Source organism: Pseudomonas sp. GW822-FHT03F04, assembly GCF_058801405.1.
In genome coordinates, this window is sequence record NZ_JBXANF010000001.1 from 157,567 (window position 1) to 172,232 (window position 14,666).

Here is a 14,666-nt window from a genome sequence, read left to right on the forward strand (position 1 = left end):
AGCAATTGCCATGCCTGAAATTGAATGTGCGTTCAATAACTCCTGAAAACGACGTCGCGACGCGTCTATACAAGCCGTCCGACGAAAGGTAGTTCGAAGTGCCATCAGCGGCGGTGAAAGCCCTGCCCCGAAGCGCGTGAGCAAATCGGTAGCACTTGTGGGAACAGGGCCGGGCGCGATTGTCGGACAGTGTCACCGCAGGCACGGGTGACGGACGGTCGCCAGCATCAATCACGCGCTGGAGGTGGGAAAGACTCTTATCTGATTGCGACGCGCCAAAAGGTGGCGCGTTTTATTGCCGATGCTCGCTTGGTGCGCAGTTTTGACTGGTCTGGTGTTATCGGAGGAATCAGCATTCAACCGCGCTGACCGCCAAGCCACCCCGCGAAGTCTCTTTATATTTGTCATGCATGTCGGCACCGGTATCGCGCATGGTTCGGATCACCCGGTCCAGCGAAATAAAGTGCTGACCATCGCCGCGCAGGGCCATCTGTGCCGCGTTGATTGCTTTCACCGCCGCAATCGCGTTGCGCTCAATGCACGGCACCTGGACAAGACCGCCCACCGGGTCGCAGGTCAGGCCGAGGTTGTGCTCCAGGCCGATTTCCGCCGCGTTGCACAATTGCTCCGGGCTTGCGCCGAGGATTTCCGCCAGCCCTGCCGCCGCCATTGCGCAGGCCGAACCGACCTCACCCTGACAGCCAACTTCCGCGCCGGAGATCGAGGCGTTCTTCTTGCACAGAATCCCCACCGCCGCCGCCCCGAGGAAATAGTCGACCACGTTGGCGTCGGTCACCGCCTCGCTGAATTTCATGAAGTAGTGCAGCACCGCCGGAATGATCCCGGCCGCGCCGTTGGTCGGTGCCGTGACCATGCGCCCGCCGGCAGCGTTCTCTTCGTTCACCGCCAGGGCGAACAGGTTGACCCACTCCATCGCGCTGAGGGTCGAGCCGATCACATTGGGCTTGTTCAATTCCTGAAGGCTGCGGTGCAACTTGGCCGCACGCCGCCGCACGTTCAGGCCGCCGGGCAGGATGCCTTCGTGCTTGAGGCCCTGCTCGACGCAATCCTGCATCGCCCGCCAGAGCTTCATCAGCCCGGCGCGGATTTCCTCTTCACTGCGCCAGACTTTCTCGTTGGCCATCATCAGTTCGGCGACACGCAGGTTGTTCTTCTTGCACAACTCCAGCAGTTCGACGGCGCTGGAGAAGTCATAAGGCAATTCGGTGCGATCCAGATCCACCACACCGCTGGACGCCTGCGCCTCATCGACCACGAAACCGCCGCCGACCGAATAGTAGGTGTCGCGATGAATCTCGCCGAGATCGCCTTCGGCAACCAGGGTCATGGCGTTGGGGTGGAACGGCAGGTTTTCGTCGATCAGGCGCATGTCGCGGGCCCATATAAAGGGCACCGACAAACGACCATCCAGTAAAAGGGTGTGAGTTTCGCGCAGGGCCTGGATTCGTGGGCCGATCTGCGACGGATCGATCGCGTCCGGCCACTCGCCCATCAGTCCCATGATCACGGCGTTGTCGCTGCCGTGACCGACACCGGTGGCCGACAGCGAACCGAACAGCTGCACCTCGATCCGCCGCACTTGCTCCAGCAGGAATTTGTCGCGCAGAGACTCGACGAACAGCGCCGCGGCGCGCATTGGCCCGACGGTGTGAGAGCTGGACGGGCCGATGCCGATTTTGAACAGGTCGAAAACGCTGATAGCCATTGATGCAGAGCTCCTGAGAGTGCCGTCCGGGGCGTGAAGCGCCCGCTGGCGGAGCTGCTACGCTCAAGCTGCGATCCGCCGGAATGCCCGCATCATCAGGCTTTTCCCGGGTCGCTCGGCGTCTGACACCGACGCACTCATGCCCACTAACGCCGTGCCGGTTTTCGCCCGTGTTTTCGCCGTTTTTATGCGGTTCAGATGGCCAAACGGGGCTGAAAAAAGCTGTAAACGACGTCACCGACACTGGATGCGACCATCCCTGTACTGGATACGACGCACCCTGTAGGCGTCAGATTTTCACTGGTACATGATCGTATCGACTCGATTGCAAGGCGCCGTGGTAGAGCTGTCTCCAGAACGCCATCCAACCGCAACCTATAAGTGCGGTGGTCCAGTCGGAACACTGCCAAAAAAAACACCAAGGAGTCCATCCATGAAAGGTTCCCCGTCGTTGTTGTTGGCCGCCATGCTGAGTCTGCCGTTACTGGCTCAAGCCGCAGAACCGGCGCAGTGCAGTACCGTTAACTTCTCCGATGTCGGCTGGACCGACATCACCGCAACAACCGCGACCACCAGCGTGGTGCTCGACGCCCTCGGCTACAAGACCAAGACCACCATGATCTCCGTGCCCGTGACCTACAAGTCGCTGGCCGACGGCAAGAACATGGACGTGTTCCTCGGCAACTGGATGCCGACCATGGAAAACGACATCAAGGCCTACCGTGATGCCGGCACCGTGGAAGTCGTGCGCACCAACCTCAAGGGCGCCAAATACACCCTCGCCGTACCGCAGGCGCTGTACGACAAGGGCCTGCATGACTTCGCCGACATCGCCAAATTCAAGAAAGAACTCGACGGCAAGATCTATGGCATCGAGCCGGGCAACGACGGCAACCGTCTGATCCAGAGCATGATCGACAAGGATGCCTTCGGCCTGAAAGCCGCGGGTTTCAAAGTCGTCGAATCGTCCGAAGCGGGCATGCTCTCGCAGGTCGACCGCGCGCAGAAACGCGACACCGCCGTGGTTTTCCTCGGCTGGGCGCCGCACCCGATGAACAAGCGCTTCAAGATTCAATACCTGACCGGCGGCGACGACTTCTTCGGCCCGGATTTCGGCGCGGCCACCGTCGCGACCAACACCCGCAAGGGCTACGTCGAAGAATGCAGCAACGTCGGTCAGTTGCTGAAGAATCTGGAGTTCACCGTCGACATGGAAAGCACCCTGATGGGCAACATCCTGGACGACAAGATGAAGCCTGACGCGGCCGCCAAGGCCTGGCTGAAAAAGAATCCACAGGTGCTCGATACCTGGCTCGCTGGCGTGACCACCATTGACGGTAAACCTGGCCTGGAGGCCGTGAAAGCCAAGCTCGCACAGTAATCGCTTATGCCGGACGGCTCCGGCCGTCCGGGCTGTTTATTTCCTTGCATGCGGACGTTCACTACCATGCTGATTGATCAGAAAATCCCTTTAGGCCAGTACATCGCGGGCTTCGTTGAATGGTTGACGCAACACGGCGCCAGCACTTTCGACGCAATCGCCGTGACCCTGGAAACGATGATCCACGGCGTGACGTTTGCGCTGACCTGGTTCAACCCGCTGGTGTTGATCGGCCTCATCGCTCTGCTCGCGCATTTCATTCAACGCAAATGGGGCCTCACCGCGTTCGTGATCGCCTCCTTTCTGCTGATCCTCAATCTGGGGTACTGGCAGGAAACCATGGAAACCCTCGCCCAGGTCATGTTCGCGACCCTGGTCTGCGTGGTCATCGGCGTGCCGCTGGGCATCGTCGCCGCGCACAAACCGATGTTCTACACTTTAATGAGGCCGGTGCTCGATCTGATGCAGACCGTACCGACCTTCGTTTACCTCATTCCTACCCTGACCCTCTTCGGGCTGGGCGTGGTTCCGGGCCTGATCTCCACGGTGGTGTTCGCCATCGCTGCGCCGATCCGCCTGACCTACCTGGGCATCCGCGATGTCCCGGAAGAACTGATGGACGCCGGCAAGGCCTTCGGCTGCTCGCGTCGCCAACTGCTTTCACGGATCGAACTGCCCCACGCCATGCCAAGCATCGCGGCCGGCATCACCCAGTGCATCATGCTGTCGTTGTCGATGGTGGTGATCGCGGCACTGGTGGGCGCCGACGGACTCGGCAAACCGGTGGTCAACGCACTGAACACTGCTGATATCGCCCTGGGCTTCGAAGCGGGCCTGGCGATCGTACTGCTGGCGATCATGCTCGACCGTATCTGCAAACAACCCGACGCAAAAGTAGGGGGTGACGCATGAGCATTATTCGCTTCGATAACGTTGACGTTATCTTCGCCAAGGATCCACGCGAGGCGCTCAAGCTGCTGGATCAGGGCATGACCCGTAACGAGATCCTGAAAAAGACCGGGCAGATTGTCGGCGTTGAAAAAGCCAGCCTGGATATCGAGAAAGGTGAAATCTGCGTGCTGATGGGCCTGTCCGGCTCCGGCAAATCCAGCCTGCTGCGCTGCATCAACGGCCTCAACACCGTGAGCCGCGGCAAGCTGTTCGTCGAGCACGAAGGCAAGCAGATCGACATCGCCTCGTGCACCCCGGCCGAACTGAAAATGATGCGCACCAAGCGCATTGCGATGGTGTTCCAGAAGTTCGCCCTGATGCCTTGGTTGACCGTGCGCGAGAACATCAGCTTCGGTCTGGAAATGCAGGGCCGTCCCGAGAAAGAACGCCGCAAACTGGTGGACGACAAGCTTGAGCTGGTCGGCCTGACCCAGTGGCGCAACAAGAAACCCAACGAGCTGTCCGGCGGCATGCAGCAGCGTGTAGGCCTGGCCCGCGCGCTAGCGATGGACGCAGACATTCTGCTGATGGACGAACCGTTCTCGGCCCTCGACCCGCTGATCCGTCAGGGTCTGCAGGATGAATTGCTGGAACTGCAACGCAAGCTGAGCAAGACCATCGTGTTCGTGAGCCACGACCTCGACGAGGCGCTGAAACTCGGCAGCCGCATCGCGATCATGAAAGACGGCCGGATCATCCAGTACAGCGTGCCGGAAGAGATCGTGCTCAATCCTGCGGACGATTACGTGCGCACCTTCGTTGCCCACACCAATCCGCTGAACGTGCTCTGCGGTCGCAGCCTGATGCGCACGCTGGACAACTGCAAACGCATCAACGGTTCGGTGTGCCTCGATCCGGGCGGCGATTCGTGGCTGGATCTGGCTGAAGGCAACACCATCAAGGGTGCACGCAAGAACGGTTCGGTACTCGACCTGCAGAACTGGGTACCGGGACAAGCGGTGGAAGGTCTTGATCGTCGCCCGACACTGGTGGACTCGAACATCGGCATGCGTGACGCGTTGCAGATTCGTTACCAGACCGGCAACAAGCTGGTGCTGCACGACAACAACCATGTGGTGGGGATTCTTGGGGACAGCGAGCTGTATCACGCGCTGCTCGGCAAGAACCTGGGGTAAAGCGCACAGATGCAAAAACGCCGCGAGAGGATCGCGGCGTTTTTGTTTTCATCATTCCCACGCAGGACGTGGGAATGAACAATCGCTATTAGCTGTACACCCGGCCAAGGAGCTGCCGATGGCTTTCAAACTGATCGAGCACATCGCGAGTGATCTGATCCTGCGTGAAGCCCATCAGGTCGTAATCCTGGCTGCCGTTGTGCAGGTACACCTCGGCGCGGTAGTAACGCTGGCGCGCTTCATCGGACTGGGCCGATTCGGTCGGGGTCGCCAGATAGCCGTCCAGGCTCACTTCGTAGACAAAAGGGTTGCCCTCTTCCATCTCGACGCGCACGCCCATGCAACGCTTGGATTTACCCAGCAGCGTTTGCACTTCCAGGCCTTGGGTACGCAGCTGTGCAGCCGCATCGTCCAGCGCCGGAGTAACGTGTTTGTCCATGAAACGTTGCACCACCGACTGGCTCGGTTGCAGGTCCAGTTGAGTCAGGCGCTCGCTGAAACCACGACGACCGCGCTCAGCCAGTTGCGCTTGCTCCTGTTCGATCTGCACGTCCTGGCGCATGGCCTTGTGCAAGCCGAACATGAAGAACACCAGCACCACCGAGAACGGCAGACCGGCCAGCACCACCATGGTCTGCATGGCTTCGAAGTTACCGGCGAACAGCAGGCCGATGGTCACCAGGGTGATCACGACCGACCAGAAGATCCGCAACCAGTGCGGTGCGTCTTCGTCGACGGTGCCGCCCTTGCAGGAAAGGTTGGCCATCATTACCGCGCCAGAGTCGGCCGGGGTCAGGAACAGTACGAAACCTACAAAGATCGACACACCGATGACGACTTTCGACGCCGGGTAATGTTCAAGCAACTGATAGATCGCCATCGACGGCTGTTCCAGCGCCGTCTTGCCAAGCTCCACCGCACCGTGGTTCATCACCAGGTCCAGTGCCGAGTTACCGAAGATCGACAGCCACGCCAGGGTGAAGCCCAGCGGAATCAGCAGCACGCCGGCCACCAGTTCACGCACGGTACGACCACGGGAAATCCGCGCGATGAACATGCCGACGAATGGGGCCCAGGAAATCCACCATGCCCAGTAGAACAGAGTCCACAGGCCCAGCCAGCGGTCGGACTTGGCACTGTCGCCTTCATAGACGTACAGGTCGAAAGTCTTCAGCACCACGCCGTTGAGGTAGTCACCGATGTTCTGCACGAAGCCGTTGAGCAGGTGCAGGGTCGGGCCGAACAGCAGCACGAAAATCAGCAGGCCGCTGAACAGAATGATGTTGAGGTTGGACAGACGACGGATGCCGTTTTCCACGCCGGACACGGCAGCGATGGTCGCCACGGTGCTCATCACGATGATCACGATCAGCAGGTTGGTGTTGCTGTGCTCCATGCCGAACAGGTTTTCCAGGCCCGAAGATACTTGCAGCGAGCCGATCCCCAGGTTGGTCACCAGACCCAGCAGGGTCACGAACATGCCGAAGCCGTCTACCGCATGGCCGGCAGCGCCCTTGACCCAACGCTCGCCCACCAGCGGGTACAGCGCCGAACGCAGTGCCAGCGGCTGGTTATGACGGTAAGCGAAATAGGCAACAGCCAGACCGACCAGTGCGTAGATCGCCCAGCCGTGCAGGCCCCAGTGCAGGAAAGTCAGCTGAACAGCCTGACGCGCCGCCAGGTTGGTAGCGGACGCACCTTCCGGTGGGTTGAAGTAGTGATCCAGCGGCTCGGAGGCGCCGAAGTACAGCAGCGAAATACCGATACCCGACGAGAACAGCATCCCCGCCCAGGCGCCATAGCTGAAATCCGGGGTGTCGTCCTTGCTACCCAGTTTGAGTTTGCCGTAGGAAGAGAACGCCAGGCCCACCACAAACACCAGGTAAGCGGCGATCACCACCATGTAGTACCAGCCGAAGCTGCGGGACAACCAGGCCTGAGCCACTCCCAGCATTCTGCCGGCCTCTTGCGGGGCGATGATCAGAATGGCGGTCAACAACAGAATCAACGCGGTCGAGGTGTAGAACACCCAACCGTTGACCGTCACCTTCTCGGGCGGGGTCTTTATAAGCGAGGCAGAACTCATGGCACAAATGCTCCAGGCAGTGCGAGAGAAGAACACAAGGCAACACGGAACCCGACCAATCGGTTAGTTGGCAGCCGACCGGCGGGTGATATAAAGACACCCCGAAAAAAGCCCGAACCTGCAGAGATGGCACCGCGAATCGCCGTCGTGGCCGAGGTCTGGACGTTCATCCGAAACCTGGCCTCGAGCGTCTTGCCCATTCAACACGTCCATCGAACGTCGAACCGCGCCTTGCCCCGCGCAGGTTTCGAGCATTTTCGGATGTCGGTTTATCGCCACTTACACGTAGGAAAAATCTGTAGGCAGCGACGATTTGTCGCAGATCTTATTCTTTGTTGATTGAACGTTCAATCAAAACAAAATAGACTGGCCCTCAATCCGATCGGCGTTTATCGCCCGTTGGAAGGCCTAAGGAGATGTGCAAGATGCCCAAGGTCGGTATGCAACCCATCCGCCGCCAACAACTGATCGAAGCCACTTTGCAGGCCGTCGATCAGGTCGGAATGGGGGACGCCAGCATTGCGCTGATCGCCCGTTTGGCCGGTGTCTCGAATGGCATCATCAGTCACTATTTTCAGGACAAGAACGGCCTGATTGCCGCCACGATGCGGTATCTGATGAGCGTCCTCAGCGAGAACGTCACCGCGCGCCGTCAGGCGCTGGCAGACAGCAGCCCCCGGGCGCATCTGCAGGTGATCATCGAAGGCAACTTCGACGCCAGCCAGGTCAATGGCCCGGCAATGAAAACCTGGCTGGCCTTCTGGGCCACCAGCATGCACCAGCCGTCTTTGCACAGGTTGCAGCGGATCAACGATCACCGTCTGTATTCCAACCTGTGCTGCGAGTTCCGCCGTGTGTTGCCGCTCGAAGATGCGCGCAGCGCCGCCCGTGGACTGGCAGCTCTGATTGACGGCTTGTGGTTGCGCGGCGCGCTGTCGGGAGACGCTTTCGACACCGCGCAGGCGCAACAGATCGCTTACGAATACATGGATTTCCAATTGGCCAAGAAGGTGAGCTAGAGCACAGAGAAAACGCTCGGCCCCTGAACGCCACCGCAGCCTGATCGCGGTGGTCAACGCCAACCACTTATGCACTTGCGAGGACACTATGGCCCGTTTCGAACTGCAAAAACTCTACATCGATGGCGCGTACTCCGACGCCGGCAGCGATGCCACCTTCGAAGCCATCAACCCGGCTAACGGTGAAGTCCTCGCACAAGTGCAACGTGCGACCAAGGAAGACGTCGAGCGCGCAGTCGTCAGCGCCGAAAAGGGCCAGAAAATCTGGGCCGCGATGACCGCCATGGAGCGTTCGCGCATCCTGCGTCGCGCCGTCGACATCCTGCGCGAGCGCAACGATGAACTGGCTGCTCTGGAAACCCTGGACACCGGTAAAGCGTTCTCCGAAACCAAATACGTCGACATCGTTACCGGCGCCGACGTGCTGGAATACTACGCAGGCCTGGTACCCGCCATCGAAGGCGAGCAGATCCCGCTGCGTGACACCGCATTCGTCTACACCCGTCGCGAGCCGCTGGGCGTGGTTGCCGGTATCGGCGCGTGGAACTACCCGATCCAGATCGCCCTGTGGAAATCCGCTCCAGCCCTGGCGGCCGGTAACGCGATGATCTTCAAGCCAAGCGAAGTCACCTCGCTGACCACCCTGAAACTGGCCGAGATCTACACCGAAGCCGGCGTTCCGAACGGCGTGTTCAACGTCCTGACCGGCAGCGGCCGTGAAGTCGGCACCTGGCTGACCGAGCACCCGCGCATCGAGAAAATCTCCTTCACCGGCGGCACCGACACCGGCAAGAAGGTCATGGCCAGCGCTTCGGCTTCGTCGCTCAAAGACGTGACCATGGAGCTGGGCGGCAAGTCCCCGCTGATCATCTGCGACGACGCCGACCTGGATCGCGCCGCCGACACCGCCATGATGGCCAACTTCTACAGCTCCGGTCAGGTCTGCACCAACGGCACTCGCGTGTTCGTGCCGAGCCACCTGAAAGCCGCTTTCGAAGCCAAGATCGTCGAGCGCGTTGCCCGCATCCGCGTTGGCAACCCGGAAGACGAAAACACCAACTTCGGCCCGCTGGTCAGCTTCGCTCACATGGAAAACGTGCTGGGCTACATCGCCAAGGGTAAAGAAGAAGGCGCTCGCGTTCTGTGCGGCGGCGACCGTCTGACCGACGGCGAATTCGCCAAAGGCGCGTTCGTGGCACCGACCGTGTTCACCGACTGCACCGACGACATGACCATCGTCCGTGAAGAAATCTTCGGCCCGGTAATGGCGATCCTGACCTACGAAACCGAAGAAGAAGTGATCCGCCGCGCCAACGACACCGATTTCGGCCTGGCCGCCGGTATCGTCACCCGCGACCTGAACCGCGCCCACCGCGTGATTCATCAACTGGAAGCCGGTATCTGCTGGATCAACGCCTGGGGCGAGTCCGACGCGAAAATGCCGGTCGGCGGTTACAAGCAGTCGGGCGTTGGCCGTGAGAACGGCATCAGCTCGCTGAACAACTTCACTCGCATCAAATCGGTACAGGTCGAGCTGGGCGATTACGTCTCGGTGTTCTAAGACCCGCCATCGTGCGCTGCCCGCGAAGCCGCCTTCGCGGGCATGTCTGCTCGCCGCTCCCACACGGGAAGCGCTGGCTGTCTGACCTGACCAACTTTCAAAGAGGGTGCATTCAATGTCCCAAGAATTCGATTACATCATCGTGGGTGCCGGTTCTGCCGGTAACACCCTGGCGACCCGTCTGACTGAAGACGAAGGCGTCACCGTCCTGCTACTCGAAGCGGGCGGCCCGGACTACCGCATGGACTTCCGCACGCAGATGCCGGCCGCACTGGCCTTCCCGCTGCAAGGCCGTCGCTACAACTGGGCGTACGAAACCGATCCGGAACCGTACATGGACGGTCGCCGGATGGAATGCGGTCGCGGCAAGGGCCTCGGCGGTTCCTCGCTGATCAACGGCATGTGCTACATCCGCGGCAACGCGATGGACTACGACGGCTGGGCGAAACTGCCAGGCCTGGAAGACTGGACCTACCTCGACTGCCTGCCGTACTTCCGCAAAGCGGAAACCCGCGACATCGGCCCGAACGACTACCACGGTGGCGAAGGTCCGGTCAGCGTGACCACGCCGAAGGCGGGCAACAACCCGCTGTTCCACGCCATGGTTGAAGCTGGCGTACAAGCCGGTTACCCGCGCACCGAAGACTTGAACGGCTACCAGCAGGAAGGCTTCGGCCCGATGGACCGCACCGTGACGCCGAAAGGCCGTCGTGCTTCCACCGCCCGTGGTTACCTGGACGTGGCCAAGAAGCGTTCGACCCTGACCATCGTCACTCACGCCCTGACCGACAAAGTCTTGTTCGACGGCAAGCGTGCCGTTGGCGTGCGTTACCTGGTCGGCGCTGCCGAAGAGCGCGTTGAAGCCCGCGCGCGCAAGGAAGTCATCGTCTGCTCCGGCGCGATCGCTTCGCCGCAACTGCTGCAACGCTCCGGCGTCGGCCCGGCGAAACTGCTGGAAAGCCTCGACATCCCGGTCGTTCACGATCTGCCGGGCGTCGGCGAAAACCTGCAGGATCACCTCGAGCTGTACCTGCAATTCGCCTGCACCCAACCGGTCTCGCTGTACCCGTCGCTGCTCTGGTACAACCAGCCGGCCATCGGTGCCGAGTGGCTGTTCAACGGCACCGGCATCGGCGCCAGCAACCAGTTCGAAGCCGGCGGTTTCATCCGTACTCGCGAAGAGTTCGAATGGCCGAACATCCAGTACCACTTCCTGCCGGTGGCGATTAACTACAACGGCAGCAACGGTGTGCAAGAGCACGGTTTCCAGGCGCACATGGGTTCCATGCGTTCGCCGAGCCGTGGTCGCATCCAGGTCAAATCCAAGGATCCGCGCCAGCACCCGAGCATCCTGTTCAACTACATGGCCACCGAACAAGACTGGCAGGAATTCCGCGACGGCATCCGCCTGACCCGTGAAATCATGCAACAGCCTGCACTGGACGCTTTCCGTGGCCGCGAAATCAGCCCGGGCATCGAAGTGCAAACCGATGAGCAGCTGGACAAGTTCATCCGCGAGCACGCCGAAACCGCGTTCCACCCGTCCTGCTCGTGCAAGATGGGCACCGACGAGATGGCGGTCGTGGACGGCCAGGGCCGCGTGCATGGCATGCAGGGTCTGCGTGTGGTCGATGCCTCGATCATGCCGATCATCACCACCGGCAACCTGAACGCGCCGACGATCATGATGGCCGAGAAAATCGCCGACAAGATCCGTGGCCGTCAGCCACTGCCACGCAGCAAGGCGCCGTACTACGTCGCCGGCGATGCGCCGGTGAAAGGCAAGGCACTGCGTGATGTGAGTGCTGTTGCTCAGTAAGTCGTAATACCGGGCGGTGATCGTTCCCATGCAATGTGGGAACGATCAGCCGACTCAAAGCAGTAAATCCTCCTACACCCCCTCTTCACTTGATCCTACCCCCACGCAGGCCTACTCTAGTCCTCGCGCAATCGTTTCACCCCTCCCCGCCGAATCCGCTTCGCCGCTACTCCCATAACAAGGAGGTTCCCTGATGTTCGATTTCCACCCCCAGCTCAAGCAGCGCTTCGCTGCCTTGCGCACGGGCGCCGAGTTTTTTTCCTTGCGGTATGTACGCGAGTCCGGCCAGTACCTGTCGGTGCGCAAGAACGTTGCCGAACCGCCGAGCCTGAGCCGCGACGAAGGTGCGATGCTCACCGTTCGCGTCAACGGCGTCGAAGCCTACGCCGCGACCAATGACCTGTCGCAACAAGGCCTGCAAGCCGCCCTCGAGCGCGCCGAACAGCAGGCCCGGCGGATCAAACCCCACGCCCTGCTCGACCTGAGCCAGCAGCCGGTGTCCAGCGACCGCGCCGATTACTTTTCACCCAATCTCGAACAACCCTTCCCGTCCCTGAGCGAATGCTTCGAGCTGCTCGGCGCGGAATCCGCCTCGGTGCCAAAGGATGAGCGCCTGGTGAATTGGGAAGTGAGCATCGGCATCACCCATGTTGAACAGATCTACCTGAGCAGTGCCGGGGCCGAATTGCGCCAGGCCCAGCGCTTCGTTTACCCGGGCCTGGACGTCACCGCCTACGACGGCAACGACAGCCAGACCCGCAGCCTCGGCCGCGAGAACTTCGGCCAGCAGGGCGGCGCCGACGTGATCAGCCGTTGCGGCCTGATCGGCGCCGGCCCGCAAGTCGCCGATCAGGCGCTGCAATTGCTGCTCGCGCCGAACACCCCGCAAGGCCCACGCGACCTGCTGCTGATGCCTGACCAGATGATGCTGCAGATCCATGAATCCATTGGTCACCCACTGGAACTGGACCGGATCCTCGGCGACGAGCGCAATTACGCGGGCACCAGTTTCGTCAAAACCTCGGATTTCGGCAGCCTGCAATACGGCTCGAAACTGCTCAACGTGACGTTCGATCCGGGCATTCCCGAAGAACTGGCGAGTTACGGTCACGATGACGACGGTTCCAAAGCCAGCAAGCAATTCCTGATTCGCGAAGGCCTGTTGGTACGGCCGCTGGGCGGTGCACTGTCGCAGTTCCGCGCAGGTCTGGACGGCGTCGCCAACAGTCGCGCCTGCGGCTGGAACCGACCGCCCATCGACCGCATGGCCAACCTCAACATCGAGCCGGGCGATCAGCCGCTGGAACAACTGATCGGCGGCATCGAAAACGGCATTCTGATGAGCACCAACCGCTCATGGTCGATCGACGATGCACGCAACAAATTCCAGTTCGGCTGCGAATGGGGCCAGTTGATTGAAAACGGCGAACTCAAAGGCGTGGTGAAGAACCCGAACTACCGGGGCATTTCCGCGCACTTCTGGAAGAGCCTGCGCGCCGTCGGCAACGCCGGCACCACCAAAGTGCTGGGCACGCCGAACTGCGGCAAGGGCGAACCGAACCAGGTGATCCGCGTCGGCCACGCTTCGCCGGCCTGCGTGTTCAGCAATGTTGATGTGTTTGGGGGAGACGCCTGATGAGTACTTCCAAGAGCCAGGTCGAAGCCTTCAAGGTTCTGGTCAACTGGCTGCGCGATACCGTGCGCGAGCCGGAACAATTCACTCTGAGTTACGACGCCGAATCGTCGGCCTTCGTCCGTTTCAACCACGCCAAGGTGCGTCAGGCCGGGCAAGTGCAGCAAGCCGGTATCGGCCTGAAACTGATCGACGACGGTCGTCATGCCGACCTGCACATCACCCTGTCCGGTGAGCCGACCACCGACCTGCAGCGCCTCGCCGAAGGCTTGCAGCAACTGCGCGAAACCCTGCCGCTGCTGCCGCAGGATCCTTACCTGTTGCTCAACCACAACGGCTGGCAGAGCAAGAACGTGCAGGAGCATCCGCTGCCGGACACCGAACAGGTCGTGGCGGAAATCGCTCAAGCAGCCGAAGGTCTGGATCTGGTCGGCTTCTACGCTGCCGGCCCGATCAGCCGTGGTTTCGCCAGTTCTTCCGGCGCGTTCGGTTGGCATCAGGCCAACAGCTTCAACTTCGATTTCAGCCTGTTCCACGAGAACGGCGAAGCGGTGAAAGCCAGCTACGCCGGGCACGAGTGGAGCAGCGAAGGTTTCGCCAAACGCTTCCAGCAGGCCCGCGAGCAACTCGAGTTTCTGGGGCGACCGCTGCGCACCTTGCCGCCCGGCCAATACCGCGCCTATCTGGCGCCGGCAGCCCTGGAAGAAATCATGGGCATGCTGTGCTGGGGCGGTTTCTCGGCGCAGTCGATTGCCAGCAAGAGCAGCCCGTTGCAGAAGCTGTATGCCGGCGACCAGGCGTTCAGCCCGCTGGTGTCCCTCGACGAGAAAGTCAGCGACTCGCTGAGCCCGGCGTTTTCCGGCGAAGGTTACCCACGCAGCGATCTGCGGTTGATCATCGAAGGCAAGGCCGGCGAGCAACTGGTCGGTTCGCGCAGTGCCGCCGAATACGGTCTGACGGCCAACGGTGCCGGCGGTGGTGAGTCGCCGAGTGCGCTGAACATGGGCGCAGGCAATCTGCCGCAGGCCGAGATCCTCAAGCAGTTGGGCACCGGCTTGTACATCAGCAACCTGTGGTACCTGAACTTCTCCGATCAACCGGCCGCGCGCCTGACCGGCATGACCCGGTTTGCCACGTTCTGGGTTGAAAACGGCGAGATTCAGGCGCCGGTCAGCACCATGCGTTTCGACGACAGCGCCTACAGCCTGCTGGGTTCGCAGCTGGAAGCGTTGACTGCCGAGCGCGAGTTGCTGCTGTCAGCGAGCACCTACAGCCAGCGCAATACGTCGTCGGCGCTGTTGCCGGGGGCGTTGGTGAGCCGTCTGACCCTGACGCTCTGATACAAATCGTTCCC

General features: G+C 61.0%; 10 protein-coding genes. 8 read left to right on the forward strand and 2 right to left on the reverse strand.

From position 1 onward, the window contains the following. Window positions 1–349: 349 nt before the first annotated feature. Window positions 350–1,726, reverse strand: a complete 1,377-nt coding sequence (locus AC1RMX_RS00700) for an L-serine ammonia-lyase (protein ID WP_493070064.1) — start codon at window positions 1,724–1,726, stop codon at window positions 350–352. 433 nt (window positions 1,727–2,159) lie between these two features. On the opposite strand from AC1RMX_RS00700, the gene AC1RMX_RS00705 reads away from it, so the two are divergent. The 3 genes from AC1RMX_RS00705 (at window position 2,160) to choV (ending at window position 5,194) form a co-directional block, all read left to right on the forward strand. Further along, window positions 2,160–3,107, forward strand: a complete 948-nt coding sequence (locus tag AC1RMX_RS00705; RefSeq protein ID WP_493070066.1) for a choline ABC transporter substrate-binding protein — start codon at window positions 2,160–2,162, stop codon at window positions 3,105–3,107. A 66-nt stretch (window positions 3,108–3,173) separates the two neighbouring features. Beyond that, window positions 3,174–4,019, forward strand: a complete 846-nt coding sequence (gene choW / locus AC1RMX_RS00710) for a choline ABC transporter permease subunit (protein ID WP_085709139.1) — start codon at window positions 3,174–3,176, stop codon at window positions 4,017–4,019. Continuing rightward, window positions 4,016–5,194: a choline ABC transporter ATP-binding protein gene (gene choV / locus AC1RMX_RS00715; protein ID WP_096817748.1), complete on the forward strand. Its 1,179-nt coding sequence runs from the start codon at window positions 4,016–4,018 to the stop codon at window positions 5,192–5,194. Before choW ends, choV begins: the two co-directional genes overlap by 4 nt. Window positions 5,195–5,282: 88 nt before the next feature. Here the strand turns inward: choV and betT are convergent, their stop codons facing one another. Next, window positions 5,283–7,280 carry a choline BCCT transporter BetT gene (betT, locus tag AC1RMX_RS00720; RefSeq protein WP_096817746.1) on the reverse strand — a complete coding sequence of 666 codons (1,998 nt, stop codon included), beginning with the start codon at window positions 7,278–7,280 and terminating at the stop codon, window positions 5,283–5,285. A gap of 425 nt (window positions 7,281–7,705) precedes the next feature. On the opposite strand from betT, the gene betI reads away from it, so the two are divergent. From betI to AC1RMX_RS00745, 5 genes are all read left to right on the forward strand, one after another. Further along, on the forward strand, window positions 7,706–8,299 hold the full coding sequence (gene betI / locus AC1RMX_RS00725; protein ID WP_085731629.1) for a transcriptional regulator BetI: 594 nt from the start codon (window positions 7,706–7,708) through the stop codon (window positions 8,297–8,299). An 88-nt stretch (window positions 8,300–8,387) separates the two neighbouring features. Beyond that, a complete protein-coding gene (betB, locus tag AC1RMX_RS00730; protein WP_096817745.1) occupies window positions 8,388–9,860 on the forward strand; it encodes a betaine-aldehyde dehydrogenase in 1,473 nt (490 codons plus the stop codon). 115 nt (window positions 9,861–9,975) lie between these two features. After that, complete coding sequence (gene betA, locus AC1RMX_RS00735) at window positions 9,976–11,679, forward strand: choline dehydrogenase (RefSeq protein ID WP_493065713.1); 1,704 nt, start codon at window positions 9,976–9,978, stop codon at window positions 11,677–11,679. Between the two features lie 193 nt (window positions 11,680–11,872). After that, window positions 11,873–13,315, forward strand: coding sequence for a TldD/PmbA family protein (locus AC1RMX_RS00740; protein ID WP_192559182.1), 1,443 nt, complete (start codon window positions 11,873–11,875; stop codon window positions 13,313–13,315). Then, entirely contained in the window at window positions 13,315–14,652 is a 1,338-nt protein-coding gene (locus tag AC1RMX_RS00745; RefSeq protein WP_493070068.1) for a TldD/PmbA family protein, read from the forward strand. Before AC1RMX_RS00740 ends, AC1RMX_RS00745 begins: the two co-directional genes overlap by 1 nt. The last annotated feature ends 14 nt before the right edge of the window (window positions 14,653–14,666 follow it).

Excerpts from the sequence above, each read along its gene's own strand:
- AC1RMX_RS00700 (WP_493070064.1), bottom strand. The coding sequence starts at position 1,726 with ATGGCTATCAGCGTTTTCGACCTGTTCAAAATCGGCATCGGCCCGTCC.
- AC1RMX_RS00705 (WP_493070066.1), top strand. The coding sequence starts at position 2,160 with ATGAAAGGTTCCCCGTCGTTGTTGTTGGCCGCCATGCTGAGTCTGCCG.
- choW (WP_085709139.1), top strand. The coding sequence starts at position 3,174 with ATGCTGATTGATCAGAAAATCCCTTTAGGCCAGTACATCGCGGGCTTC.
- choV (WP_096817748.1), top strand. The coding sequence starts at position 4,016 with ATGAGCATTATTCGCTTCGATAACGTTGACGTTATCTTCGCCAAGGAT.
- betT (WP_096817746.1), bottom strand. The coding sequence starts at position 7,280 with ATGAGTTCTGCCTCGCTTATAAAGACCCCGCCCGAGAAGGTGACGGTC.
- betI (WP_085731629.1), top strand. The coding sequence starts at position 7,706 with ATGCCCAAGGTCGGTATGCAACCCATCCGCCGCCAACAACTGATCGAA.
- betB (WP_096817745.1), top strand. The coding sequence starts at position 8,388 with ATGGCCCGTTTCGAACTGCAAAAACTCTACATCGATGGCGCGTACTCC.
- betA (WP_493065713.1), top strand. The coding sequence starts at position 9,976 with ATGTCCCAAGAATTCGATTACATCATCGTGGGTGCCGGTTCTGCCGGT.
- AC1RMX_RS00740 (WP_192559182.1), top strand. The coding sequence starts at position 11,873 with ATGTTCGATTTCCACCCCCAGCTCAAGCAGCGCTTCGCTGCCTTGCGC.
- AC1RMX_RS00745 (WP_493070068.1), top strand. The coding sequence starts at position 13,315 with ATGAGTACTTCCAAGAGCCAGGTCGAAGCCTTCAAGGTTCTGGTCAAC.